The 24,110-nt window shown below is 68.8% G+C and carries 21 protein-coding genes, 1 tRNA gene and 1 pseudogene; 13 read left to right on the plus strand and 10 right to left on the minus strand.

Annotation, left to right across the window (positions count from 1 at the left end):
- Window positions 1–82: 82 nt before the first annotated feature.
- Window positions 83–1,081: an ATP-binding response regulator gene (locus tag JRI60_RS21630; protein WP_204227730.1), complete on the plus strand. Its 999-nt coding sequence runs from the start codon at window positions 83–85 to the stop codon at window positions 1,079–1,081.
- A gap of 4 nt (window positions 1,082–1,085) precedes the next feature.
- On the opposite strand, the gene JRI60_RS21635 is transcribed toward JRI60_RS21630, so the two are convergent.
- The 3 genes from JRI60_RS21635 to JRI60_RS21645 form a co-directional block, all read right to left on the minus strand.
- Window positions 1,086–2,123: an agmatinase family protein gene (locus JRI60_RS21635; protein ID WP_204227731.1), complete on the minus strand. Its 1,038-nt coding sequence runs from the start codon at window positions 2,121–2,123 to the stop codon at window positions 1,086–1,088.
- 360 nt (window positions 2,124–2,483) lie between these two features.
- A complete protein-coding gene (locus JRI60_RS21640) occupies window positions 2,484–3,473 on the minus strand; it encodes an NAD(P)H-quinone oxidoreductase (protein WP_204227732.1) in 990 nt (329 codons plus the stop codon).
- Window positions 3,474–3,509: 36 nt separating this feature from the next.
- Window positions 3,510–4,505 (minus strand): magnesium transporter, encoded by a 996-nt coding sequence (locus tag JRI60_RS21645; protein WP_204227733.1) that lies wholly within the window; start codon window positions 4,503–4,505, stop codon window positions 3,510–3,512.
- Window positions 4,506–4,559: 54 nt separating this feature from the next.
- Between JRI60_RS21645 and JRI60_RS21650 the strand changes: the two genes are divergently transcribed.
- Genes JRI60_RS21650 through JRI60_RS21660 form a run of 3 tightly spaced genes read left to right on the plus strand, consistent with a single transcriptional unit; the run spans window position 4,560 to window position 6,560 of the window.
- Window positions 4,560–4,772, plus strand: a complete 213-nt coding sequence (locus JRI60_RS21650; RefSeq protein WP_239470649.1) for a DNA gyrase inhibitor YacG — start codon at window positions 4,560–4,562, stop codon at window positions 4,770–4,772.
- Window positions 4,769–5,506 carry a tyrosine-protein phosphatase gene (locus JRI60_RS21655; protein WP_204227735.1) on the plus strand — a complete coding sequence of 246 codons (738 nt, stop codon included), beginning with the start codon at window positions 4,769–4,771 and terminating at the stop codon, window positions 5,504–5,506. Before JRI60_RS21650 ends, JRI60_RS21655 begins: the two co-directional genes overlap by 4 nt.
- A gap of 16 nt (window positions 5,507–5,522) precedes the next feature.
- Window positions 5,523–6,560, plus strand: coding sequence for a lysylphosphatidylglycerol synthase transmembrane domain-containing protein (locus JRI60_RS21660; RefSeq protein WP_204227736.1), 1,038 nt, complete (start codon window positions 5,523–5,525; stop codon window positions 6,558–6,560).
- Window positions 6,561–6,808: 248 nt separating this feature from the next.
- Here the strand turns inward: JRI60_RS21660 and JRI60_RS21665 are convergent, their stop codons facing one another.
- Window positions 6,809–7,051, minus strand: coding sequence for a ribbon-helix-helix domain-containing protein (locus tag JRI60_RS21665; RefSeq protein WP_204227737.1), 243 nt, complete (start codon window positions 7,049–7,051; stop codon window positions 6,809–6,811).
- Window positions 7,052–7,397: 346 nt separating this feature from the next.
- Between JRI60_RS21665 and JRI60_RS21670 the strand changes: the two genes are divergently transcribed.
- Window positions 7,398–7,976: a TMEM165/GDT1 family protein gene (locus JRI60_RS21670; RefSeq protein WP_204229042.1), complete on the plus strand. Its 579-nt coding sequence runs from the start codon at window positions 7,398–7,400 to the stop codon at window positions 7,974–7,976.
- A gap of 6 nt (window positions 7,977–7,982) precedes the next feature.
- On the opposite strand, the gene JRI60_RS21675 is transcribed toward JRI60_RS21670, so the two are convergent.
- Entirely contained in the window at window positions 7,983–10,244 is a 2,262-nt protein-coding gene (locus JRI60_RS21675; RefSeq protein WP_204227738.1) for a sensor histidine kinase, read from the minus strand.
- Window positions 10,245–10,356: 112 nt separating this feature from the next.
- Here JRI60_RS21675 and JRI60_RS21680 point away from each other — a divergent pair, with 112 nt between their 5' ends.
- Window positions 10,357–11,733 (plus strand): hypothetical protein, encoded by a 1,377-nt coding sequence (locus JRI60_RS21680; RefSeq protein WP_204227739.1) that lies wholly within the window; start codon window positions 10,357–10,359, stop codon window positions 11,731–11,733.
- 35 nt (window positions 11,734–11,768) lie between these two features.
- On the opposite strand, the gene JRI60_RS21685 is transcribed toward JRI60_RS21680, so the two are convergent.
- The 3 genes from JRI60_RS21685 to JRI60_RS21695 all read right to left on the minus strand — a co-directional run bounded on the left by JRI60_RS21685 (window position 11,769) and on the right by JRI60_RS21695 (window position 14,481).
- Complete coding sequence (locus tag JRI60_RS21685; protein ID WP_204227740.1) at window positions 11,769–13,658, minus strand: T6SS phospholipase effector Tle1-like catalytic domain-containing protein; 1,890 nt, start codon at window positions 13,656–13,658, stop codon at window positions 11,769–11,771.
- On the minus strand, window positions 13,648–14,262 hold the full coding sequence (locus JRI60_RS21690; RefSeq protein WP_204227741.1) for a DUF3304 domain-containing protein: 615 nt from the start codon (window positions 14,260–14,262) through the stop codon (window positions 13,648–13,650). The genes JRI60_RS21685 and JRI60_RS21690 overlap by 11 nt, the downstream gene beginning before the upstream one ends.
- A gap of 145 nt (window positions 14,263–14,407) precedes the next feature.
- Window positions 14,408–14,481, minus strand: a tRNA-Ile gene (locus JRI60_RS21695).
- A gap of 508 nt (window positions 14,482–14,989) precedes the next feature.
- On the opposite strand from JRI60_RS21695, the pseudogene JRI60_RS21700 reads away from it, so the two are divergent.
- Window positions 14,990–15,292, plus strand: a pseudogene (locus JRI60_RS21700) (AHH domain-containing protein); the annotation flags it as partial.
- Between the two features lie 26 nt (window positions 15,293–15,318).
- On the plus strand, window positions 15,319–15,543 hold the full coding sequence (locus JRI60_RS21705) for a DUF2283 domain-containing protein (RefSeq protein ID WP_204227743.1): 225 nt from the start codon (window positions 15,319–15,321) through the stop codon (window positions 15,541–15,543).
- A 145-nt stretch (window positions 15,544–15,688) separates the two neighbouring features.
- Here the strand turns inward: JRI60_RS21705 and JRI60_RS21710 are convergent, their stop codons facing one another.
- Window positions 15,689–16,243 carry a hypothetical protein gene (locus tag JRI60_RS21710; protein ID WP_204227744.1) on the minus strand — a complete coding sequence of 185 codons (555 nt, stop codon included), beginning with the start codon at window positions 16,241–16,243 and terminating at the stop codon, window positions 15,689–15,691.
- Between the two features lie 578 nt (window positions 16,244–16,821).
- The gene (locus JRI60_RS21715) at window positions 16,822–17,034 is read right to left on the minus strand and encodes a hypothetical protein (RefSeq protein ID WP_204227745.1); all 213 of its coding nucleotides are present in this window, start codon (window positions 17,032–17,034) and stop codon (window positions 16,822–16,824) included.
- 121 nt (window positions 17,035–17,155) lie between these two features.
- On the opposite strand from JRI60_RS21715, the gene JRI60_RS21720 reads away from it, so the two are divergent.
- From JRI60_RS21720 to coaBC, 5 genes are all read left to right on the plus strand, one after another.
- Window positions 17,156–17,773: a hypothetical protein gene (locus JRI60_RS21720; RefSeq protein ID WP_204227746.1), complete on the plus strand. Its 618-nt coding sequence runs from the start codon at window positions 17,156–17,158 to the stop codon at window positions 17,771–17,773.
- Window positions 17,774–17,819: 46 nt separating this feature from the next.
- A complete protein-coding gene (locus JRI60_RS21725; protein ID WP_204227747.1) occupies window positions 17,820–18,338 on the plus strand; it encodes an FHA domain-containing protein in 519 nt (172 codons plus the stop codon).
- A 69-nt stretch (window positions 18,339–18,407) separates the two neighbouring features.
- A complete protein-coding gene (locus JRI60_RS21730; protein WP_204227748.1) occupies window positions 18,408–19,679 on the plus strand; it encodes a Stp1/IreP family PP2C-type Ser/Thr phosphatase in 1,272 nt (423 codons plus the stop codon).
- 107 nt (window positions 19,680–19,786) lie between these two features.
- Window positions 19,787–22,756, plus strand: a complete 2,970-nt coding sequence (locus JRI60_RS21735; protein ID WP_204227749.1) for a carboxypeptidase-like regulatory domain-containing protein — start codon at window positions 19,787–19,789, stop codon at window positions 22,754–22,756.
- A gap of 100 nt (window positions 22,757–22,856) precedes the next feature.
- Complete coding sequence (gene coaBC / locus JRI60_RS21740; protein ID WP_204227750.1) at window positions 22,857–24,074, plus strand: bifunctional phosphopantothenoylcysteine decarboxylase/phosphopantothenate--cysteine ligase CoaBC; 1,218 nt, start codon at window positions 22,857–22,859, stop codon at window positions 24,072–24,074.
- The last annotated feature ends 36 nt before the right edge of the window (window positions 24,075–24,110 follow it).

Here is a 24,110-nt window from a genome sequence, read left to right on the forward strand (position 1 = left end):
ACTGTCGGGAACCGCGCAAGCTTTCCGACATTCCCGGAGAGCGCACTGGACGTCCCCGGACAGGGGTGAGTGGAATGCATCCATGAGTCTCGTCCTTGTAGCGGACGATGAGCCCGCGGTGCTCGAAGTGTTGAGTCAGGTCGTCGAGGATCTGGGACACGATGTGATCCAGGCGCGCGACGGCGAGGAAGCGTGGAACCTCGCGCGGGCGCGTCGTCCGAACCTGGTGGTCACGGACCACATGATGCCGCGTCTGAGTGGTCTGGACCTGTGTCGCAAGCTGAAGGGCGACGAGGTGCTGAGCCATGTGCCCATCATCCTGTTGAGCGCGGTGCTCCCGCATGGTGCGCCCGAGGCACATGCCTTCCTGCACAAGCCCTTCGAGATCACCGACTTCGAGGCGTTGATCCGCCAGGCGTTGGCGGAGGCACCGCGTCCGAAGGCGCTGGAGGGAGCGTCCGCGGTGGAGGCGCTGGGCCACTGGGTGGCGCGCGGTTTCGAGGGGCCGCTGTCCACGGCCCGGGCGCAGGTGGAACGGCTGCGGACGGAGGGGAAGGCGGATGGTGGGGCGTTGGAGACGCTCGGGGCCCAGCTGAAGGCACTGGAGACGCTGACGCGGGACTTCCAGGAGGTGGCGGCCCTGACGGCCCGGACGGTGACGCTCAATCCGGTGCTGGCGGATCTGGGGGTGCACCTGCGCGGAGAGCTGGAGGCCTGGACGCAGGCCCATCCTCGGGTGCGGTGGGTGCTGGAGGTGCCGCCGGGGCCGGTGGAACTGCGGTTCGATCTGGCGCGGATGCGGCAGGTGCTGGACGTGTTGCTGAACCATGCGAGCCGGCACGGAGAAGAGGTGCGGGTGGAGCTGGAGTCCACGCCGTCGCTGGCGACGGTGCGGGTGAAGGAGCGCGGCCCGGGCATCTCGGACGAGGACCTGCGGCAACTCTTCGAGCCCTTCCAGACGGGAGGAGGGCTGGGGCTCTACATCGCCTCGGAGCTGGCGCGGCTGCATGGCGGCGGGCTGTCGGTGGAGTCGAAGAAGGGGCAGGGCACGACGTTCAGCGTGATCCTGCCCCGGGGCTGAGCCCCTACTTGCGCTCGGACTTCAGCATCCAGCCGATCATCTTGTAGAGCAGCCGGGCACCGACGTTCCCATCCCACTCACCGCCGTCCGGATCCGGGGCGACCTCGGTGAGGTCGAACCCGACGATGGTGCGGCCGGAGCGAACGACACCGGAGATGAGCGCGACGGCCTCGGGGAAGGAGAGTCCGCCGGGGACGGGGGTGCCGGTGTGGGGGCAGAGGGTGGGATCGAGCCCGTCGATGTCGAAGGACAGGTAGACGTGCTGGGGCAGGTGCTTGACGATCTCATCGACCTGACGGTTCCAGGGGATGCCATCGAAGCGCTTGTGGTTGATGTCCGAGTCGAAGAAGGCGCGGATGCGGCCGTTGGACTGCTCGATGACGCGGTGCTCGTCCTCGCTCATGTCACGGATGGCGACCTGGACGAGGGAGTGCACGCCGGGGATGCGCTTCACCACGTTGAACATGATGGAGGCATGGGACCAGGTGAAGCCCTCGTAGGCGTCGCGGAGATCCGCGTGGGCGTCGAGGTGGAGGACGCCGAGGCCGGGGTACTTCTCGGCGTGAGCGCGGATGATGCCGTAGGAGATGGAGTGGTCACCCCCGACAGCGCCGACGCGCTTGCCCTTGGCGAGCCACTCCTGGGCGGTGCGGTAGACGGCGTCGTGGAGCTGCTCGCAGATCTGGTTGACCTCGGTGGAGGCGGCGCGGAGCTCGGGGTTGGAGTGGTCGATGCCACCGGCCTCGATGATGGGGACGGCGCGCTCCTTGGCGCGGGTGTTCCAGGTGCGCCACTGCTCGGGCTCGTGGAGGAGGGCGATGCCGCGCTCATAGGGGCGGCCGGTCTCGACGTCGAAGAGGTCGACCTGGCGGCTGGCCTCGAGGACGGCGGAGGGGCCGTCGGAGGTCCCACCGCCGTAGCTGGTGGTGGCCTCGAAGGGGACGGGGATGAGGACGACGTGGGCCTCATCGGGGGAGTGGGGGAGGCCGAAGATGCCGGAGTCAGGGGAGGCGGCGGCGCTGGGATCGAAGGCGGCGGGCATGGTGGCGGCGGAGGATAAGGGTCCGTGTGCGTGAAGCAACGGTCCTCTTCACTGGAGCCATTTCCCCTCTCCCTCCGGGAGAGGGACGGGGTGAGGGTACCCGTGCCCGTTCTCCTACCCGGCGGCCAGCCCGTCACCCGGGAGTACAATGAGGAGAAGAAGCTGGAAGGGGGAAGGGCCCAGGAATGGAGCCCTCCCCCCTCCGCTGACGGACCCTCGCCCTCGGGGAGAGAGTCAGGGTGGGGGCATCTTGCCTGGCCACCCCTTTCGCGCTTCCAGTAGTTGCAAGGTACCCGGGGAGCCCGGGGATTGCTGTGAAGCAGGCCACAGGATTCCTGTGAAGCGCTTCACTCCATCCGCTCACTCCCAGCGGAGGACGAGCTTGCCGACGGTCTCGTTGCGGGCCATCCGGGAGAGCGCGTCGCGGGCCTCGCGCATGGGGTACACGGCGTCGACGACGGGGGTGAGTGTCCCGGCTCGGAACAGGGGGAGGAGGTGCCTCTCGGAGGCCTGGGCGAGGGCCATCTTCTCCTCGGGAGGCCGGCTGCGGAGCACGGTGCCGGTGATGCGCAGCCGTCGGGTGAGGACGACGTTCAGGTCCACCGGGGCCTGTGCGCCGGCCACCACTCCCACGAGCATGATCCGCCCTTGAGGCGCCATGGCCCGGAGGGTCTCCGGGACATAATCCCCGCCCACGAGGTCCAGCGTCAGGTCCACGCCGCGCCCGCCGGTGGCCTCGCGCACGGCATCCGCGAAGCGGGGGGGCGAGGCCTCACACAGCACCGTCTTCTCCACGCCCCAGGCGGAGGCGCGCGAGAGCTTCTCCGCGTTCCGCCCCGTCCCGAAGACCCGGGCTCCCATGGCGCGGCAGAGCTGCGCGGCGGCCGAGCCCACGCCGCTGGCCACGGCGTGGATGAGGACGGACTCGCCCATGCGGAGCCCGCCCTGGAGCACGAGCGCGTCGAAGGCGGTGAGGTACGCCTCGGGGAGCGAGGCGGCCTGCGCGAAGTCGAGGTTCTCCGGCATGGGGAGGGCCTCGCGCTCATGGGTGATGAGCTGCTCGGCGAAGGCGCCACCCCCGACGAGCCCCATCACCCGGTCACCAACCTTGAAGCGGCGCACGAGCGGGCCGGTGGCGATGACCTCGCCGGCGTATTCGAGGCCCGGGACATCGGGAGGGGCGCCGGGGGGAGCGGGGTAGGCGCCGCGGATCTGGAGGAGGTCGGCGCGGTTGGGGGCGGTGGCGCCCACGCGCACGAGGAGGTCCGAGGGACCGGGAGTGGGGGCGGGACGTTCCTCGAAGTCGAGCACCTCGGGGCCGCCGGGGCGGGTGATGCGAAGGACCTGCATGGGGGCACCTCAAAGACGGAGTGGCGAGTCACGGAATCACACGCCCCGGACGACGAGGTGCGTGACGAGGGTGAAGTACGTGAAGAGGGTGATGTTGTCGGAGATGGCGAGCACGAGGGGCGCCGAGGCCATGTGCGGGTCCACGCGGAAGCGGTGGAAGAGGAAGGGCAGCACGGCGCCGAGGCTGGCGGCGAGCGTGGTGGACAGCGTGATGGCGATGAAGAGGACGATGGGAAAGGCGAGGCTGGGGGCGTAGAGGCGTCCGAGGAGGGCCACCACCGCGGCGGCCATCATCCCGGCGAGGCTGGTGCCGAGCACCTCGCGGCGCACCTGGAGCTTGTCCACGTGCTTCTCGGCGAGCATGGACGCGGACACGGCGGTGGTCTGCACCCCGAGGCTCTCCGAAAGGACGAGCACCATGGGGATGAAGGCGGCGACCACGACGAGCTCCTCCACCGTGCGCTCGAAGATGCGCGAGATGGTGGCCGCGAGGAAACCGCCGCCGATGTTGACGAGCAGCCAGGGGAAGCGCCGCAGGGCCATGACGAGGGGGCGCTTCTCCTTGCTCTCGTTGTCGGGGAGGCCGACGAAGCGGTACACCTCGCCGCGCACCCGGCCCTCCACCTCGTCGAAGAGGGTGTCGGAGAAGGTGTCGACGAAGTTGCTGACCTCCACCACGCCGACGATGCGGTTCTCGGTGTCCACCACGGGGAAGGCGAGGAAGCGGTAGGTGACGAAGAAGTCCTCCACCAGCGAGTCCGGCGCGTCCGCGGGCAGCTTCACCACGCGGGTGAACATGAGCGAGGAGATGCGCTCCTCGGGCGAGGCGCGGATGAGCTTGCGGCTGGGCACCACGCCCACCAGGCGGCCGTCCGGATCGCACGCGTAGCAGTAGAAGATCTCATTGGTGCCGGGGGCGGCGCGGATCTTCTCCAGGGCCTGGGCGACGGTGTCCTCGGTGCCCACGGCGACGAAGTCACGCGAGAGCCGATCGCTGCGCAACAACGAATGTTCTTCGTCGGGAGAGCCCACGCGGGGACTCTAAACGCGCTGGCCCGTCGGGGCGTCAAGGCTTATGACTACGGCGTGTCCACGACTGTGCGAGAGTGTTCCATCTGCCGGAAGTCGGTTGCCCCGCGCGCCGAGAACCCGGCGTATCCCTTCTGCTCCAAGCGCTGCCGGATGGTGGACCTGGGGCGCTGGCTGGGGGAGGAGTACCGGGTGCCGGATCGGCAGTCGGACGAGCAGGAGGACGAGCTGCCGGCCGATCAGCATCCCGAGCGCGGTGGCGACGCGTGAGCGGGCTGTGCGACCTGCACTGCCACCTCGTGCCCGGGGTGGATGACGGGGCGCGCACGCTGGAGGACGCGCTGGAGATGGCGCGGGCGCTGGTGGACCTGGGCTTCACTGCGGTGGCCCCCAGTCCCCACGCGCGGCCCGAGTACCCCTCGTACTCGCGGGAGACGGTGGAGGCGCGGCTGGCGGAGCTGCGCGAGGCGCTCGGGCGCGAGGGCGTGAAGCTCACCCTGGGGACGAACGCGGAGAACTTCCTCGACGACGCCTTCCTGCGCGGGCTGGGGACTCCGGAGGCGCGGCTGCTGGGGGCGGGGAAGTACGTGCTGGTGGAGCTGCCGTACACCTCGCCGGTGCCGGCGCTGACGGACATCCTCTTCCGCATCCGCCTGAAGGGCGTGACGCCGCTGCTGGCGCACCCGGAGCGCTGCCTGGAGTTCGAGCGTCCGGGCAGGGCGGCCGAGGCGGTGCGCGCCGGAGCGCTGCTGCAGTTGGATGTGGGGGCGCTGACGGGCCGGTACGGAGGGACGGCGAAGAAGCTGGCGCGCGCCTTCCTGGAGGACGGGCTGTACGCCGTGGGGGCCACGGATCTGCACGGGCCGGTGGGGGCGCGGGAGTGGGTGGGGAAGGCGCTGGCCGAGCTGCGGAGCCGGGTGGGCGAGCGGGCCTTCACCCGGCTGATGGCCACCTCGCCGGCACGATTGTTGATGGGAGAACCCCTGGAGTCCGGGCGGGGGTGACGATATACGGGCGCACGTGAACCGCGCCGTCAAGCTGATTGCCAGCCTGCTCGTCACCCTTCTCTTCTCCTGGTGGGCCTTCCGGGACACGGACTGGCACTCCCAGGTGTCGAGTCTGAAGTCGGCCAACTACCTGTGGGTGTTGCCGTACTTCGTCATCCTGACGCTCATCCACCTGGCGAGGACGCTGCGCTGGGGGTGCCTGCTGTCGGGACTGGAGCGGGTGCCCTTCAAGAGGCTGAACGAGGCGTCGGGCATCGGCTTCATGATGCTGCTGGTGCTGCCGTTCCGGCTGGGCGAGTTCGCGAGGCCCTTCCTCATCGCGCAGCGCAGCTCCATCCGCCGGAGCGCGGCGATGACGTCGGTGGTGCTCGAGCGCATCACGGACGGCATGTTCGTGTCGGTGGGGATGTGGGTGCTGCTGCTGTTCGTGAAGGCGGAGGTGCCCGAGGTCCGCTACGTGAAGCTGGGCGCGACGCTGATGTTCGCGGTGTTCGGCGGGGGGCTGACCTTCCTGCTGTTCGCGCTCAAGCACCAGGCGCGCGCGGTGCATCTGGTGAGGGCCACGGTGGGCCGCCTGGCGCCGGGGGTGGCGGACAAGATGGCGGACATCGTGGACACCTTCGTGGGGGCGATGAGGCAGCTGCCGGCTCGCGGCCAGATGGTGGGCTTCTTCATCTACACGCTGGTGTACTGGGGCTTGAACGGCCTGGGGATGGCGATGCTGTCGAGGGCGTTCGGGACGATGAACCTGACGCCGTTCCAGGCGTACGTGGTGATGTCGGTGCTGGTGGTGGGGGTGATGATTCCCGCGGCGCCGGGAATGGTGGGGACGTTCCAGGCGGCGGTGAAGGTGGGGCTGTCGCTGTTCCTGCCGGCGTCGGTGGTGAACTCGAGCGGGCTGGCGTACGCGAACGTGCTGTGGCTGTGCCAGACGGTGCAGCAGATCGGCTTCGGGGTGGTGCTGATGTCGATGGCGCACGTGTCCTTCAAGGACATCGCGGGGAAGCTGGACAAGGAGCAGCAGGCCACCTCGTCGCTCCCGTCGGCCTGAGACCCATCCACCCCTCTCCCTCCGGGAGAGGGACGGGGTGAGGGTATCGAGTCCCCCGAGTTGCCCCCGTGGATGCCCCCTCTCCCCGACCTACAACTCCTCGTTGAGCCAGCGGATGATGGCGTCGCGGATGGAGGCGGGGCGCTCGACGGAGCCACGCGTCCCGAACCCACGACCCATGTCCGCCGGAGGCGGAGCCTTCTCACGACCCAGCGCCTGATTACGCCCCGGGGAGGGCAGGGCGGTCCTCACTGGCCGCCTCCGGGGGCGGACAGGCGGCCGTACTTGGCGAGCAGGTCCTCCACGGCCTCGCGGAGGTACTCGCTCTGGTGGATGCGGGTGCGGCGAGCGAGCTCGCGCAGCTTGTGGACCTGCTCGATGGGCACGAGCACGTGGGTGGAGACCACGGACTCGGCGGCGTCGGGACCGTTCGAGTCGGCCGAGGCGGGTGTGACCTCGGAGCTCATCGGGCTGGAGCTGGCATCCTGCATCGGACTTCCTCCTCGGGGCTGCTACAGGCCACTACTGGCCTGTGAGAGGCATTAGGGGGGCAGGCGAGCGAGCCGTCAAAAAAACCACCGGAGGGCGCCCGAGGCTTGACGGAGGTGGTGGGCACTGTTACGTGCGGCCCCCAGCAAGGGGAGTAGTTCACGCCGGAAGAGAGCGGCGTCGGGGAACTCGACACACTGGCCCGGAAGGGCCCGGGTCCCCACCTCGGCGGTGCGCGAGGCGAACGAGACCTTCGGACAGGATTCAACCTGGCCGAGGTCCGTCGTGCGCGCGAAAGGCTCCCACGATTCCTCGGCTCGAACACGCGGTACGAGGTGCGTCGTGACGGTGGAAGCGATCATCGGTTCGTTCGTGTTGGTGGCCGCCAGCGAGATGGGGGACAAGACCCAGCTGCTGGCCTTCTCGCTGGCGTCGCGCTTCCGCAAGCCGTGGGTGGTGCTGGCGGGAATCCTGGTGGCCACGCTGGCCAACCACGCGCTGGCGGCGAGCGTGGGCAGCTGGGTGTCCGCGCACGTGCCGCAGCGGGTGATGGCGGGCATCCTGGCGGCGCTCTTCATCGGCTTCGGCCTGTGGACGCTCAAGCCGGACACGCTGGACGAGACGTCGAGCCCGGCGCGCTTCGGCCCCTTCCTGACCACCGTCATCCTCTTCTTCCTGGCGGAGATGGGGGACAAGACGCAGTTCGCCACGGTGGCGGTGGCGGCGCGCTACCAGTCGGTGTTCTGGGTGACGGTGGGCACCACGCTGGGGATGATGGCGTCCAACGGGCTGGCGGTGTTCCTCGGTGAGAAGCTGGCGGGCAAGGTGCAGGCGAAGTGGATCCGCTGGTCCGCCGCCTCGCTCTTCTTCCTCTTCGGCGTGGTGTCGCTGGTGGCCGCGGTGCGAGGCGTGTCACCGACGGCGTGATGGGAGTCAGGAGGGCGTGGAGTCTCGGGGGAGCCGCACGGTGAAGCGGGTGCCCGAGGCCTCGTCGGAGCTCACGGTGATGGAGCCGCCGTGGGCCAGGACGATCTGCTGCACGATGTAGAGCCCCAGCCCGAGTCCCTGACGTGCCGACGGTGAGCCGCTCCCGGCGCGCCGGAAGGGATCGAAGACGTGGGGCAGCAGCGTCTGGGGGATGGGGGTCCCCTGGTTCGTCACCGTGAGGACGAGCTCGGCGCTGTCCTCGCGGAGGTCCACCTCCACCGGAGTGTTCTCGGCCCCGTGCTGGAGCGCGTTGCTCACCAGGTTGGTGACGACCTGGGCGAGCCGGTCCAGGTCCCACTCTCCGGCATAGGGCCCCTGGCCATGGGACAGCACGACGCGGCCCGGGTGCGTCACCTCGAGCTCCTCGAGCGTGTTGCGCACCAGGTCCACCAGCTCGCCCGGACGGCGCTGCAGGGGGATGCCACCGCCCGTCCGGGCGCGGGTGAAGTCGAGCAGGTCGGTGATCATCCGCGACATGCGCTCCGCGCTCCGGGAGATGCGCCGCACCCCGGTGAGCGCGGGCGCGGGGATGTCCTCGCGGCGCAGCAGCAGCTCGGAGGCCAGCGAGATGCTCTGGAGGGGGCTGCGCAGATCATGGCTGACGATGCCCACCAGCCGATCGCGCAACTGCTCGGCGCGCTTCTGCTCGGTGATGTCGCGGAAGAAGACGGCCAGCCCGCCCTCGCTGGTGGGAAAGGCGCTCATGCCCACCCAGAGATCCATCGGGGGGTAGTACTCGTCGAACTGCACCGGCACCTTCTGCTCCATCACGCGGTGGAACTCACGCCAGATGGTTGATTGGGGCGTGGTGAGGGTGGGAAACACCTCCCAGAAGACACGGCCGAGCGTGTCCTCGCGCCGCATCCGGGCGATGCGCTCCTGGTTCTCGTTCACCAGGATGAAGCGGAAGTCCTTGTCGAGGACGAGGAGCGCCTCTCCGTGCTCCAGCACCTCCACGGCGCGCTGGCGCTCGCGCAGGGCCTTCTCGGCCTGCTCGCGCAGACGTGTCTGCTCGCGCAGGAGCCGCTCGCGCTCCTCGTCACGGCGTTTGCGCTCGGTGATGTCGTGGAAGTAGACGGCGAGCCCCTCGTCGGTGGGGTAGATGTGGAGCTCGAACCAGCGATCCCACGGGGCATAGTAGTTCTCGAAGGTGAGGGAGATGCGCTCGGAGGCCGCGCGGCGGAAGTTGTGCTCCAGCGCCGTGCCGAGGGTGGCGGGGTAGACCTCCCAGTGGTTGCGGCCCAGCAGGGCCTCGCGCGATTGACCCATGAGGCGTTCGGCCTCGCGGTTGACGTAGATGAAGCGCCACTGTCGATCGAAGGCCTCGAAGGCCTCGGAGATGCTCTCCAGGATGGAGATGACCCGATTCTTCTCCCGCTCGACGGCTTCGCGTGCGCGCACCCGCTCGGTGATGTCGAGCACCGTGCCGATGAGGCGTACCGCCCGGCCCCTCGAATCGAAGAAGGCCCGGCCATTGGCGCTCAGCCACCGCTCGATGCCGTCCTTCAGGCCGACAACCCGGTAGTCGATCTGGTAGGTGCGGCTGCCGGCCGGATCCAGGGCCTGCCGCACCAGTTGATGAGCGCGTTCGCGATCCTCGGGGTGCAGTGCGGCGAGGAAGGTGTCGTAGTTCTCCACCACGGCATCCGGAGGCAGGCCGCAGAGGGCCTTGCAGCGCTCGTCCCAGAGGAGGGCGCCGGTGGTGGGATCGTAGTCCCAGGTGCCCAGGCCGGTGGCCTCCACGGCCAGACGCAGACGCTCCTCGTTCAACTGGAGTGCCTCGACCTCGGGCGGAAGGGGTGCGCTCGGGGGGTTGAAGACGGAGACGGTGTGCTCCCTGGCGGCCTGGAGCGCGTCGAGGAGCCGTTGGGTGTCCTCGGGAGCCGGCTGCTGGTCGGGAGGGAGGGACTCCCAGAGGCGCGAGAGGAGTTGGCCGAGGAGGTCGAGCTCGGCCAGCACGTCCTCCGGGGTGTAGCCGAGCCGGAGACGCTGGCCGAGGTGGGCCTCTTCCATTCGCCACCGGGTATGACCGGGCTCACCCCGCTGGCCGCGAGAGAGGGCGCACAGGGTGTCGAGGTACGCCGGGAGATTGTCGAGGAGGTCCTGGGGGCTGACCTGCCGGGCGGAGGGGCGCCGGCTGGCCTCCTGGAGGAATCGCTCGAGGAGGTTCTCGCGGTGCTGCTCGATGAGCTCGGCGACGGAAGGCATGGGCGAGGAGAGACCTCTCGTACCGACCAACGTTCACGGGTTGAGCCCTGTGTTGTCCGAGCCCTCCCATCTTCAGGAGACAGGTATCAGTCTCCAGGATGCGAGGTGGAATATGCGCATCGTCCTCCTGTCCCTTTGCCTGCTCCTGGCCCTTCCCGCTGGAGCCGGAGCCCAGGCACTCGGGGGGGAGCACGAGGGTCATGACGAGCCCTCGGCTCCCAGCAAGGACGCGCCCCGGGGTGAGCACGAGGGCCACGGCCTGCACGGTACCGGACACGGGGGGCGCATGGCAGGGCAGGTGCCCGAGGTCCGCTCGCTCCGGGACATTCCGCTGATGCGCCGGGGCTCGGGCACGGCCTGGCAGCCGGACCTCATTCCGTCGTCGATGCTGCACTGGGACGTCTCGGGGTGGAACCTCATGTTCCAGGGCGTGCTCTTCGGCGGCTACGACGTGCAGGGCGGGCCTCGGGGGGAGAGCGCGCTCGCCGGAATAGGCTGGCTGATGCTCATGGTGGACCGGGAACTGCCCTCGGGGCAGCTCGTCGCGAGCGTGATGATGAGTCCCGAGCCCTTCACCGCTGGCGCCAACGGGGGCTACCCGCTGCTGCTCCAGACGGGAGAGGCCTACAGGGACGAGCCGCTGCACGACCGGCAGCATCCGCATGACCTCTTCATGGAGCTGGCGCTCTCGTACACCCACTATTTCACGGACACCTGGGGGCTGCTGCTCTACGCGGCGCCCGCGGGCGAGCCAGCGCTGGGGCCCGTGGCCTTCCCGCACCGCGTGTCGGCCTGGTACGACCCGCTGGCCACGCTGGGTCACCACTGGCAGGACGCCACGCACATCTCCTTCGGAGTGCTCACGGCGGGCCTCGTCACACCGGTGGCGAAGCTGGAGGCCTCCTGGTTCAACGGCCGCGAGCCCGACGAGCACCGGTATGACCTGGACCTGCGGACTCCGGATTCGTACGCCGTGCGGCTGTCGGCCAACCCCACGGCGCGCGTCAGCACGCAGGTTTCATACGGCTACCTGAAGAGCCCCGAGGTGCTCGAACCGGACGTCCCGGTGCATCGGCTCACCGCGTCGGCCACGTACCATGCGCCCTTCGGGGAGCGAGGCTTCTGGGCGACCACGGCCGTCTTCGGCCGTAACGTGGAGGGGGAGCACCCGGGCACCAACTCCTTCCTCCTGGAGAGCAGCCTGGACCTGGATGGGCACCACGTCGTCTTCGGGCGTGCCGAGTACGTGGAGAAGCCGGGGCACGACCTGGTCCTCCCCGAGGAACTGGAGGAGGGCGTCTTCGATGTGGGCGCCCTGATGCTGGGCTACGTCTACCACTTCGGCCCCTTGGGGCCGGTGCGGCCAGGGGTGGGCGTGCGCGGTGCGCTGAACGTGGTGCCCGAGGGGCTCGAGTCCTTCTACGGAGGCCGCACCCCGGTGGGCGGCATGGTGTTCGTCCGGCTGGCCCCGGCCGGACGCCACCCCTGAGCCGGACGCACACGGACAGAGAACGCCTCCCTGTCTCAGCCGGTGTTCGCGGCCCAGGATGCTTGCGAGGAGTTCATGGCGTACTTCAGCTCCTCATCCCCGCCGATGTAGATGATGCGTGGATCCGAAGGCAGCGTGGAGTCCCTGGCGAAACCGGCCAGCGAGTCATGGACGTAGTCATCGAAGAACGCGATGAGCTCCGCATCCTTCAGGCCGTTCTTCTTCTCGAATTCATCCACGTAGGCGTCCAGCAGCGCTTGGTAGTGGGGCCGGAGCTTGTTCTTTCCCTTGTTCGAGAGCTGCTTGAGAATCGCCGCGTCCGCGAGGAGCTGCTCGTCGTAGATCTTCATGTGGTCCACGAGATCATCGACCGAGCCAGGAAGGGTATCGAGCCTGGCCACGAGCTTGCGATACTCGTCCTCCTTGGCATTGGCCAGCTGGTGGTACCTCTGCTGTTGTGGCGTCCGCGGCATCTCCCCGTCCGTCCGCGACCTGAAGGGCTTCGCCTGGATCCGGTAGCTCGTGAGCTCCGTCCACAGCTCCTCCTTCTTCTTCTCCAGGTTCTTGCGCTCCTGGTTCCACTGCTTCTCGGTCTGACGGAGCCGGAGCTCGTCCAGCGTCCTCATCCCAGTCTTTCGAGCTTTCTGGTCCAAGGCGATCTTGTGGAAGCGCCACTTGTAGTAGAGCTTCATGTGGGAGAGGAAAGCGGTTCCCAGGGACACGCCTCCATCTCCCGCGAGCTTCTTGTAGGCGGCGTACCGCTTCTCCAAGATTTGGAAGGCAGTGGCGCTGGCGATATCGAACGCGAAGTCCCTCTTAAGCGCGTCGGATCTCATGTCCGTATTGAGGGGCACTCCTGATTGGATCGCCTTTTGATACATGCGCCTGAGGGGAATCAGGCTGAGGTGCGCGCCAGCGGCCATCCCGCGAGCCCCTTCCTCTGGACGGTAGCCGCCTCCCACGTCCGAGTGGCTGCCGGGGAAGACGATCTCCTCGCAATGGGCCGGGTAGTACTTCCCGTCGAGCAGGCTATCCAGCGGGAAGGAGTTGCGGATCTCATGGGCCGCCACCATGTGGACGCAGCGCTCCACCATCTTGGGAATGCGGAGGTTGCTCGCCCAGGAGGCATGCCCATCAATGAACCCTGGAGATGGATCGGCCCCCGGTGTGTCGCCCGGGGCAATATTGAAGAGCGAGGCGCTGCCGGTCGAGCGGTTGAGCAGGGCGAGCTTGAGACTGAACATGCCACCGAGCGAGGAGTTGTCCACGCTCGTCGGCAGACCGACCGAGGCCACGGTGTCGAACAAGCCCATGAAGTACAGGCGGATGGAGCGCTGGGTCCCGTTGAGGTACCACGTCCCATTCTTGTTCGAGCAGCGCTCCGCGAGGCGCCGGGCAAAGGCGCGCGCCAGCGTGGCTCCTCGTGAGAAGCCGAACAAGGCAACGTGGATCTTGTCCTTGCCGCCGGCAATGGTCTTGTCGAACCGCTCCATGGCCCAGTCGAGGCGGGCGTCGCCCTTGGCGCCGAAGCCGGGCCCCGTCGTGCCACCCCCGTCGTCGTTGACCTCCTTGAAGTACGTACCGATGCCAGGGATGTAGAAACGGAAGACCCCAGGTGACGCAGGGTCCGCCGACTCGTTGCCGAGATGGGCCCGGTACAACCGCGTCACGTTGCTGTGTTCCTCGGTGCCGAGGTCCGCATCCTGGTTGTTGCCGGTACCATCGAAGAAGAAGCTGAGCCACTGGCCCGGTGTGCGCGTGGGGGGCTCGGCGACGGGGGTCTTGATGGTCTTGAGCCCAGTGTCGGTGCTGGGCTGGGTGGGCGCGGTGGAGCCGGCCTTGACCATGCTCGCGGCCCGGCGCAGCGCCGAGGGCGCTGGCGTCCGCCCGGAGACCTTCTTCTGGGAGGGCTTCCTAGTATCCATCCTGGCACCTCGAGGTCTGTTCATCCCGGACGGTGTTGCCGGAAGCCTTGCGCTCTTCCGGATGCACCCGGTCCAGTTGGATTTTCAGCCGTGGGGGGGCTTCAGTGATTTCGGCCTCGATGTGCCCATCGGGGAAGAAGTGCACACCGAGGTGTTGGGGGTTCACGGGCACTGGCGAGCGGATGGGAACTTCCTGCTCGCACCACCGCTTCCGGTCGCGCGTCCACCGGATGCGCACGGGGAGCGGTGCGTCGGTGCCCGGCGTCCAACTCGCGCAGCACACACTTCCGCCCCCTCCGCTCGTCTTCGAACTGACGTAGAGGTTTCCCCCGCCTTGCCCGTTCACCTCGAAGGAGTCGATGTACAGGTCGGTGTAGTTGAAGCCGTTGATCTCGAGCGCGGCGGGCGCGGAAGACGGTGAGGGCGCCGTGGGGGCCGACGACGGTACGGGGGTCGTCCCAGGCTTGGAGCCCGCGGGCGATTGACTGCACGCGGCGGGCACCATGAGCCCCCCAAGTAGCAGCAGCCATCGGCACACCGCACGCGAGACGGTCAGCCCGTCCCGGCGCCGTGCGCGTCGCTCGTCGTCACGAAAGCTCCACATGCCCGATCTCGAACGGTTTGGACGTTCCACACGAACGCAGACATCCCTGGGGAGCCTACCACTCGGGCGAAGGGTTCCGAATCTGTCCGGACGCTCCGGGCAAAAGAAAACCCCGGAATCACTCGTGAGAGTGACTCCGGGGCCTTGGCCAGGGTCGGACTTGAACCGACTACCTGCGGATTATGAGACCGCCGCTCTAACCAGGTGAGCTACCTGGCCAAAAAGTGGGCCCTCTCATAGCGGGACCCGCGCCCCACTGCAAGAGGATAGGTGAGCCGAAGTGAGCCCGGCTCTCTGGCGGGCGGCCAGCCAGCCCTGTCCTCGCGCTCAGAGCGGCTCTCCCGTGCTCCCTGGTGAGTGGAACACCCGCCCGCTCCGTCCCACTTCCCAGGAGACTCCAGCGGGGACTCCATAAGGCGTGCTTTTGAAGAAGGGGAGGCCGTGGCCCGTGCCCAGGAGGCCAAGGCCACCGAGGAGACGAGACCACATCGGGCAACGCGCCGGTCCTCCTGGACCTTCCCATTGTGGAAAGGTTCCTCAAGGTGCCACCAGCCTGGCTCGAGAAGGCCCTCCCACGACAAGGGCTACTCCATGTGTGATGTAGAGCGCGTCTACGCCGCCATCAACGGGTGGGAGTCGGCGGCCGAGAGCGGCGAACACCGGGAGTTGTCAGACCAATCAATTGGAGTAGCTGCCCATCAGGTGGTCACCATCAGGGGAAATTCCCATGAAACCGGGCTGGACGGCGGTGCTGCTGGTGCTCCTCGCCGGGTGTGCTACCGCTTCTCGGGTCTTGCACCTGGACATGGGCCAGGCCGACACTCTCGTTTTCACCCCACGCTCCAGTGCCCAGCCGGTGAACTTGAACGGCGACGAGTTCAAGAAGGCCGTGGAGATGCGTGCCTGGGAGGTTCGTCCCTCCACTCGGCCCCAGGAAGCCGCCCGGAAGTTGTTCGAGGTCGAGGCGCGGAGTGGTTCGTACACGTACGAGACACGTAGCCGCCGCGTCACTCCGCTCGGGCCGCACGAACAGACCGTTTTGCAGTGGAGGCCGTAATGGGGCAGAGCGATTCAAAGAAGAAGCTCGGGCGCTTCGAGCTGCGAGTCTCCGAAGACGCTCAGGACGTGGCCTATTTGCGCCTCCCGAGTCACCCCGGTGAGACCTGCAAGATGTCGAAGTCGATCAGGCTGGCCGAACTCATGGGTTCCTACACGGGCCCCGATGTGGTGTTCGACTTCGACCAGGATGGAGTCCTGGTCGGAATCGAGATCCTGGCGTGATGCCCTGCCGATGATGACGCGCATGGCCCCGCTTTGAGCTGAGCACCCAGTGGTGGGCCTCTACTGGCCGGGGGAATTGCGTGCACCGGGCCAAGTCGAGCACCGATTCCGGGGCGGTCGAGCACCAGCACGGGGCCACGTGGGTTCATCGCTCGGTGCCTCGACGGCGTGATGTTCCCTTGGGCTTGGACTCTGTCCGTGTTGGTGTGGGTGGTGTCAGGCCCTTCTTGGCCACCTGCTGTTTGACACTGGCGATGGCATCCAGGCCCTCCTTCCGCCGGAAGTGACCCTGCCGGATGCGGCGCAACCGGCGCTCTGCGTCCTCCATCATCTCCCAGGCCATTGGTGCTCGGTCCCGGTCGTGGCTCGACACCCACAACAAGGCGAGGCAGGCGGTATGAACCTGATTGTCCAGGTCGATGAAGCCGAGTCGTTCGATGCGACGCAGCACCCGCGAGAACTCCTCCCAACGCTTCGCGCGGGGATGCGCGACGTTCAAGATATCATGGGCGATCAGCCTCTTGATGTGCCGCCGCTCCCACTCCATCCGCGCTCCATCCAGTAGCTTTTTCTGGAGGGCCAGGTACTCGCGCTCCGCCATTTCGAAGGGAACCCCATCGGAGCCCGGGCCGAAGGCCATGAAGGTATCGTGGCGTTCCTTGACGATCCGCTGCCAGAACAACTCCCGTGAGGGCTTCATGACTCATCCTCCCGGGCACCGCTTGCCGTTGGCACTCCAAGGCCAGTACCTCTTCTTCCTGCATAGGTCGAAACAGCTTTGGCAGTGGCTCGTCATCGTTATCGGAAACATCAATGAGCGGCGGTGGGCGGCGGGGTTGAGCCTCCGTCGGAATCGGTTTCGTCTCAGCAGGGGACGGCTGCTGCTGCGTTGGTGGCGTCGCACCGCACTTCTCGTACTGGCCGGGGTTCTGCTTGAGGCAGCAGGTAACGGTGCTGTCCGTTTGATTGCACTCGTCCTTCGCTGTGTGGGGTTATCGACACACTCGGGCCGGGGACTGGTGGATGGTGCCGAGCACGTGGGCTTGTCGAGAAGACGTCCTCGGCGAACGGGGCCTTGGCGGCCGGGTCCGGAGCTTCGAGGAGATTTCGCTGCCTGGGGAACAGGAGGGCCGGCGAAGGGGCCGATGCGCCGCTCCCCGTGGCGGCGCTTCTCGGCGGGACCGAGCGGGGGCTCGGGGTGGGCATCGGCCAGGTCGGGACGTGCCGGAGACGTACGGTCCAGGGCTCCGGGCGGCGCAGCCGGCGCGCCACTTCACTTCAGGATGCGCGAGACAATTTGCGGCGGCCTATTCCATCCTCCGCGTCGTCCGACTCGTAGTAGAGGGTCGCCCCTCCCTCGTCGTAGACGACCAGAACGCGCTCGCTCTGATCCAACAGGCCCGTGGCGGCTGCCGCCGCCTCTCGGACCAACGCGTCGGTCTTCACGGGACGCTTCCGGGTGTTGCCTGTACGCACTGACGCACTGGGCATGGTGGGAGATGACTCCTTGAGCCCTCACGTACGGCGTGGGGGGAGGGGTGCTATAGCCAACGGGAGACTTCGTTGACAAGCGCTTGACACACCCCCACCGGTGGCGAGGTAAGGAATCGTCATGAATCGTCGCTTCGTCCCCTGGCTCTTGTTCACTCTGTGTCTGTCCGTTTCCGCCTCGGCCCAGACGCGCGGTCCGTCCTCGTCGGCCTCGTCCACCCCGCCCTGGCTGCCCCGGAGTGCCTTCCTGGGCACCTACATCCGTGAGCACGAGGAGCAGCTGGCCATCCTCCCCCAGGCGCGCGTCCAGTGGGAGCTGGTGTTCTACCAGGGCTACAGGGATGTGCTCGCCCTGCTCATCGAGCCCATGGCCGCCTTCGCCGCGGTCAAGCCGGACACCGTCGTCGAGGGCTCCTCCGTGCCCATGACGTCGCTCCAGCTCTACTCGCTGGTGCTCGGGGTGGGATACCGCAGCCGGAGCTCGTCCGGTCTGGAGTGGGGCTTCCAGCTGGGCACCGGCCCCGCCTGGTACGGCGCTCGCTTCCGTGGAGGCTCCAAGGCGCAAGAGTCCTACTTCGTGGGGCTGCTGGATGGTCGGGCGCAGGTGGGCTACCGCTTCGGTCCTGTCTCCCTGGGCGTGGTGGTAGGGTATGGTGACCTCTACAACTACAGGCGGACGAGCCTGGCCCGTCCTTATACGGGCGGCCCGCAGTTCGGGCTGTACGCGGACTGGCGCTAGGCGCCTCTGGACCCCGACCCCCCGGGTGGGGTGAAGTGCGTACCGAATGGTCGAGCTTCTCAGCCTCCACATCAGCCGCTTCCAGCGCGAGCGGGCGGAGTACGAGCGCGCGCTGCCGCCGGCGTTGCTCGTGTTCTCGCCCATGCCGGCGTTGGCGCAGATGCCCGCGGATGAGGACGAGGAGCTCCACCACTTCCGCACGCTCACCAACGTGTCCACCCCGATGCTGGGCGTGGGCGAGCCCATCGTCTTCCCCGTCACCAAGAATCAAGAGAACGCCTTCGGCCGCGGCATCACCGTGGGGCGCACGGGGAACAACGACGTGGTGCTCGACGATGGCACCGTGTCGCGCTTCCACGCCTGGTTCCAGCGCGAGCCCGATGGTCGCTTCGTCCTCACGGACGCGGGCTCGAAGAACGGCTCGTTCGTGGGCGGGGTGAGGTTGACCCCCCGACGCCCGTCCCCGGTGGTGGACGGTACTCGCCTGCGCTTCGGCCAGGTGGAGGTCACCTTCTACCTGGCGAGCGGCTTCACCAAGGTGCTCGCCCGGCGGCTGGGGCCGTGATCTTGTCAGCCCTTCCACGGGCTTCGTAACGTGTGATTCACCCCTCTCAGGGAACAGGGAGCGTTCGCGGTGCCATTGACCACAGAGGCGTTCGGCCTGACCGACGTAGGCCGGAAGCGGCAGCACAATGAAGACTCGATGCTCGTGGACGCCTCGCTCGGCCTGTTCATCGTGGCCGACGGTATGGGAGGCCATGCGGCCGGAGAGGTGGCCAGCGCCCGAGCGACCGAGGTCGTGCGCCAGCACATGGCCTCCAACCGCCACCTGCTCAAGGACCTGAGCACCAACCCCAGTCAGGACAGCCGCAACGCGGCCCAGGCCCTGATGGAAGTGGCCATCCAGCGCGCCTGCGCGGACATCTTCCGCATGGCCCTGTCCGACCCGAGCAAGCGCGGCATGGGCACCACCTTCGTGTGCCTGGCCGTCAGCGGCAACAAGGGCGTCATCGGCCACGTGGGTGACAGCCGCGTCTACCTGGTGCGCCACGGTCAGTGCCACCGGCTCACCGAGGACCACACCCTGGTGGCCGCCCAGCTCAAGGCCGGCACCATCACCAAGGATCAGGCCGCCACCTCGCAGTACCGCAACGTGATTACGCGCGCCGTGGGTATCCAGGAGTCCGTCCAGGTCGACACCCTTATCGTCGATCTCTTCCCGGGCGACCTCTTCCTGCTGTGCTCGGACGGCCTGCACGGCTATCTGGATGATGACGAGGTGCTCCCGCTCGTCCAGGGCATGGCTCCGCCGGAGCTGCCCAAGAAGTTCGTGGACCTGGCCAACGAGCGCGGCGGCAAGGACAACATCACCGCCGTGGTGGTGAAGGTCTCCGGCGAGGGGACGATGGAGGCGGAGACCTCCGAGGCGCAGAGCCGCATGGAGGCGCTGCGCAAGATTCCGCTCTTCCGCCACCTCACCTACAAGGAGCAGACGGCGGTGCTGTCCATCGCCACCACGCGCACCTTCCCGGCCGGCAGGGAGATCGTCGTGGAGGGCCAGCCGGGCGAGGAGCTCTTCGTGGTCATCCGCGGCCGGGTGGTCATCGAGAAGAGCGGGGTGGAGATCGCCGAGCTGCGGCCCGGCGGGCACTTCGGCGAGATGGGCCTCATCGACAACGCGCCCCGCTCGGCCACCGTGCGGGCGGTCGAGCCCACGCGCACCATGGTCATCTCCCGTTCGGACCTGATGGGCCTGATGAAGCGGGAGTCCATCCTGGCGGTGAAGATGCTCTGGAGCTTCGTCCAGGTGCTGTCGGACCGGCTGAGGGCCACCAACTCGGAGCTGAGCGAGGCCCGGCAGGAGCTGGCGGTGGCGCAGGCCATCCAGCCTTTCGCCGAGGAGTGAGCCTTTCCCGTCCGCCCGGAAGACGTCGGGCGGACGACTTGGCGGAATGAACGGCCAAGAATGTCGGTTGGCAGGCCGGTCGCGGGGGTAACGTCCCGCGCCGTCCGATGCGCAAATGGCTCGTCATAGGGGCGGCATCCGCCCTGGTCGTCGTGGCGGTGGCGGTGCTGTGGCCTCGGGGCACGCCACCTCCGCTGTCGCTCTCCGCCGTGGATGCGTCCGCGGCGCGTGCTCTCCCCGAGTTCGAGTCGGTGGAGGTGTCCTCCGGCGCGGCCGAGGGTCTCACCCTCACCGGGCGGGTGCTGGATTCCGCCGGCAGGCCCGTGGCGGGGGCGGAGGTCTTCCTCGCCGCGAGCGCGCAGAAGACGCTGACCTCGGTGCGCTGTGACGAGTGCGGGCAGGCCCTGCTGGCCTGCGAGGCGCGGGAGAGCGGCCTGCACGCGCTGGCCTTCTTCGAGCAGGCGCGCGGCTTCCTCCAACCGAAGGCCACCGAGCGCACGGACGCGCAGGGGCGCTTCCGCTTCGAGCGCCTGGCCGGGGTGTCCTTCTCCGTGTGGGCCCGGGCGGAGGGCTTCGGCGCGGCCATGCGCGAGCGCGCGGCCCCGGGTGAGCCGGTGGACCTGTATCTGCCTCCGCTGCGGAGCATCGGCGGGCAGGTGGTGGACGACGCGGGCCGGCCGGTGCCGGGGGCGCGCGTGCACGCGGTGTCGCGCAAGGTGCCGCTGCAATCCGAGGCGGTGGCGGGGCCGGATGGCGCCTTCACCCTGTCCGGGCTGGGCGAGGGGCCCTTCTACGTGCTGGCCACGGCGGCCGGCTTCCTCCCGGCGGTGGAGTCGCAGGTGGAGGCGGGTCCCCAGCCGGTGCGGCTGCGGCTGGAGCCCTCGCGGACGCTGGAGGTGCGCGTCACCCGGAACGGGGCGCCCATGGCGGCCACGGTGCGGCTGAAGGCGGACCACCTCGCGCGGGAGGCTCGCGCCGAGAGCGGAGTGGCGCGCTTCGAGGGCCTGTACCCGGACGAGCTGGTGGTGACGGCCGAGGCCGGGAAGCTGGGGGCCACGCCGCGCACCCTCACGCTGAGCGAGCGCCTCACGCAGGTGACGCTCGAGCTGGAGGAGGCGGGCACGCTGCTCGTCACCGTGGTGGACGAGGCGGGAGAGCCGGTGCCCTCGCCGGAGCTGGTGCTGCGCTCCATCCGGGGCCAGCCCCTGCAGTCGCAGAAGCCCTCCACGGGAGAGCTGGTGCAGTTCGGTCCGGTGGCCGTGGGCGACTACGTGCTGGAGGGCCGCGCGAAGGGCTACAAGGACGCGCAGCTGCCGGCGAAGGTGAAGCAGGGCGAGACGGAGCTGGAGCTGGAGCTGGCGCGCGCCACGATGATCTCCGGGCAGGTGCTGGACCAGTACGACCGGCCCGCGCCCAACGTGTCGGTGCTGGTGCAGCCCACGGGCGACACGGTGCTGGCGGACGCGGACGGCCGCTTCACGGCGGCGGTGCCCACGCCGGGCCTGTACGAGCTGCACGCGCACCACTCCGAGTGGGGTGGCGGGCAGGTGAAGGTGACGGCTCCGGCCGAGGGCGTGAAGCTGGGGCTGGAGCCCCGGGCGGCGCTCGAGGTGACGGTGATGTCGGAGGGGCGCCGGGTGGAGGGCGCGGACGTGTTGTTGTGGCTGGACAACGAGGGCGTCTTCCGCAGCGACAGCTCCTCCGGGCCGGACGGCATGGTGCCCATGCGCGGGCTGCCGGAGGGGACGTACTTGATGGTGGCCACGCACCGGGACTACCTGGCCTCGGAGCCGAGGAAGGTGACGGTGGTGGATGGGCAGACACAGAAGGAGACGGTGTCGCTCGCGCCCGGGGCGTCGATCCGCGGCGAGGTGGTGGACACGCGGGGCGCGCCGGTGGCGGGAGCCTCGGTGGCGGTGCTGCCGCGCACGGCGGAGCCGGTGACGACGGATGCCCAGGGACACTTCGAGGTGCGCGCGCTGAAGCCCGGACGGCCCTACCTGGTGGAGGCACGGCACCCGGGGTACGACCAGCGCGAGCACCAGCAGACCACGGCCGGAGGAGACCCGGTGCGGGTGGTGCTGGAGGCGCGGACCACGTTCCGTGGCCGGGTGGTGGCCGAGGACGGCTCTCCGGTGCGGCGCTACCGGCTGGACGAGCACGACGTGACGAGCGCGGACGGACGCTTCGAGCTGGCGCTGCCCACGGCGGGAGACCGGGTCATCGTGGCGGTGGAGGCGCCGGGCTTCGAGCCACTGATGGTGGACAAGCCGGTGCAGCCGGACCTGGGGGACCTGGTGCTGGAGCGGGCGCCCACGGTGACGGGACTGGTGCGGGAGGAGGGGGGCGGGCCGGTGGCGGACGCGGTGGTGGGGTGTGATGCGTGCGAGGAGTCGGTGATGACGGGGCCGGACGGGCGCTTCACGCTGCCGGCCCCCTCCTTCGTGGCGAAGTTCACCGTGTCGGCACGCAAGGGGAGGCTGAGCGCATCGGTACAGGCCTCGCGCGAGACAACGGCGGCGGTGGAGCTGGTGCTGAAGCCGGCCACGCGGATCCACGGAGCGGTGTACCAGCCGAACGGGGCGCCCGCGGCGGGCTTCCAACTGGAGGGAGTGAACGCGGACCGGGGCGAGCCCATCAGCATCGTCACGGGGCCGGACGGGCGCTACAGCGTGGACGTGCCGCCGGGCAACTACCGCTTCGCGCTGGGCGTGGCGCGCGAGTTCTCCGGGGAGCCGGCGCTGGTGGTGCGGGTGGCGGGAGGGGAGCAGCGGCTGGACTTCGGACCGGCGCCGGGGACGGCCTCGCTGACGGTGCAGCTCAAGCCCGAGCGGGGCAAGGCGCTGTGGGTGGTGGCGGGGGACGTGGGAGCGGTGGGCAACCCGCCGAGGGAGCTGATGCGAGCCAGCTACGGTCAACTCCTCTACCAACCGCCCGGGGAGCGGGTGACGCTGCAGGGATTACCACCAGGGCGCTACACGGTGGTGTGGGGCCACTTCCACATGGAGTCGGCGGAGCCACCGGTGGTGCGCGCGGTCCAACTGCCGGCCGCGGGAGACCTGGTGCTGGATCCGTGAATGCCCCCTCTCCCTCTGGGAGAGGGCTGGGGTGAGGGTATCGCCGCCCGTACCCCCACTGTGGTTGCGAGCCCGTCCCCGCGAGCATAAGGAAGCCCTCATGGAAGCTTCGGCTCTGCAGGGGCGCCGGATAATCATCGGCGTCGGTGGCGGCATCGCGGCGTACAAGGCGTGTGAGCTGGTGCGCGAGCTGGGGCGTGCCGGAGCGCAGGTGCGAGTGGCAATGACCTCGGCGGCGAAGGAGTTCGTCACGCCGCTCACCTTCCAGGCGCTCAGCGGGCACCCGGTGCTGACGGACTACTTCGACCCGTCGCAGGAGGGGAACTTCGGGCACTTGGATCTGGCGCGCTGGGCGGAGCTGTACGTGGTGGCACCGGCGACGGCGGATCTGCTGGCGCGCATCCGTGCGGGGATGGGGAACGACGCGGTGACGACGTCGTTGCTGGCGTTCAAGGGGCCGGTGCTGCTGGCGCCCGCGATGAACGTGGCCATGTGGGAGAACGAGCGGACGCGGGAGAACGTGGAGGCGCTGATCGCCTCACCGCGCATCCACGTGGTGGGCCCTGGAGCGGGGCTGCTCGCATGCGGGGACGTGGGGTCGGGGCGGCTGGCGGAGGTGCGGGACATCGTGGAGGCGGCGGCGAGGCTCTTCGCGGCGGGACCGCTGGCGGGGCGGCGGGTGCTCATCACGGCGGGGCCCACGCGCGAGTACCTGGATCCAGTGCGGTTCATCTCCAACCCGTCGACGGGGAAGATGGGGCTGGCGCTGGCGGAGGCGGCGAGGGCGCTGGGGGCGCGGGTGACGGTGGTGCTGGGCCCGGTGGGCGAAGTGGATCGGAGCGGGCTCGAGGTGGTGGACGTGGTGAGCGCGGAGGACATGGCGCGCGAGGTGCTGGCGAGGGTGGAGGAAGTGGACTGCTTCATCGCATCGGCGGCGGTGAGTGACTGGAAGCCGCAGACACGCGAGGCGCAGAAGGTGAAGAAGTCGGAGGGGCCGGAGACGCTGACGCTGGTGCGTACGCCGGACGTGCTGGCCGAGGCCTCACGCCGGGTGTCAGGGCGGGCGCGACGGCCGGTGCTGGTGGGGTTCGCGGCGGAGACTCAGCGGGTGGTGGAGTACGCGCGCGAGAAGCTGGAGCGCAAGGGACTGGACGCGATCGTGGCCAACGACGTGACGGCCCCGGGAGCGGGCTTCGGCGTGGACACGAACCGGGTGACGGTGCTGACGCGGGACGGCCAACAACGCGAGCTGTCCGGGACGAAGCGGGAGGTGGCTCGCACCATCCTGGAGCTCGTCGGAAATCTCCTCCCGAAGTGAAACCCAGCCAGGGAGATAGAGTTTTCGCGTGTCACC

The organism is Archangium violaceum, assembly GCF_016887565.1.
In the GTDB taxonomy this organism is placed as follows: domain Bacteria; phylum Myxococcota; class Myxococcia; order Myxococcales; family Myxococcaceae; genus Archangium; species Archangium violaceum_B.

Bases quoted from the DNA above. Each gene is read 5' to 3' on its own strand.
- JRI60_RS21630 (WP_204227730.1), top strand. From the start codon at position 83: ATGAGTCTCGTCCTTGTAGCGGACGATGAGCCCGCGGTGCTCGAAGTG.
- JRI60_RS21635 (WP_204227731.1), bottom strand. From the start codon at position 2,123: ATGCCCGCCGCCTTCGATCCCAGCGCCGCCGCCTCCCCTGACTCCGGC.
- JRI60_RS21640 (WP_204227732.1), bottom strand. From the start codon at position 3,473: ATGCAGGTCCTTCGCATCACCCGCCCCGGCGGCCCCGAGGTGCTCGAC.
- JRI60_RS21665 (WP_204227737.1), bottom strand. From the start codon at position 7,051: ATGCAGGATGCCAGCTCCAGCCCGATGAGCTCCGAGGTCACACCCGCC.
- JRI60_RS21675 (WP_204227738.1), bottom strand. From the start codon at position 10,244: ATGCCTTCCGTCGCCGAGCTCATCGAGCAGCACCGCGAGAACCTCCTC.
- JRI60_RS21680 (WP_204227739.1), top strand. From the start codon at position 10,357: ATGCGCATCGTCCTCCTGTCCCTTTGCCTGCTCCTGGCCCTTCCCGCT.
- JRI60_RS21685 (WP_204227740.1), bottom strand. From the start codon at position 13,658: ATGGATACTAGGAAGCCCTCCCAGAAGAAGGTCTCCGGGCGGACGCCA.
- JRI60_RS21690 (WP_204227741.1), bottom strand. From the start codon at position 14,262: ATGTGGAGCTTTCGTGACGACGAGCGACGCGCACGGCGCCGGGACGGG.
- JRI60_RS21705 (WP_204227743.1), top strand. From the start codon at position 15,319: ATGGGGCAGAGCGATTCAAAGAAGAAGCTCGGGCGCTTCGAGCTGCGA.
- JRI60_RS21710 (WP_204227744.1), bottom strand. From the start codon at position 16,243: ATGAAGCCCTCACGGGAGTTGTTCTGGCAGCGGATCGTCAAGGAACGC.
- JRI60_RS21715 (WP_204227745.1), bottom strand. From the start codon at position 17,034: ATGCCCAGTGCGTCAGTGCGTACAGGCAACACCCGGAAGCGTCCCGTG.
- JRI60_RS21720 (WP_204227746.1), top strand. From the start codon at position 17,156: ATGAATCGTCGCTTCGTCCCCTGGCTCTTGTTCACTCTGTGTCTGTCC.
- JRI60_RS21725 (WP_204227747.1), top strand. From the start codon at position 17,820: ATGGTCGAGCTTCTCAGCCTCCACATCAGCCGCTTCCAGCGCGAGCGG.
- JRI60_RS21735 (WP_204227749.1), top strand. From the start codon at position 19,787: ATGCGCAAATGGCTCGTCATAGGGGCGGCATCCGCCCTGGTCGTCGTG.
- coaBC (WP_204227750.1), top strand. From the start codon at position 22,857: ATGGAAGCTTCGGCTCTGCAGGGGCGCCGGATAATCATCGGCGTCGGT.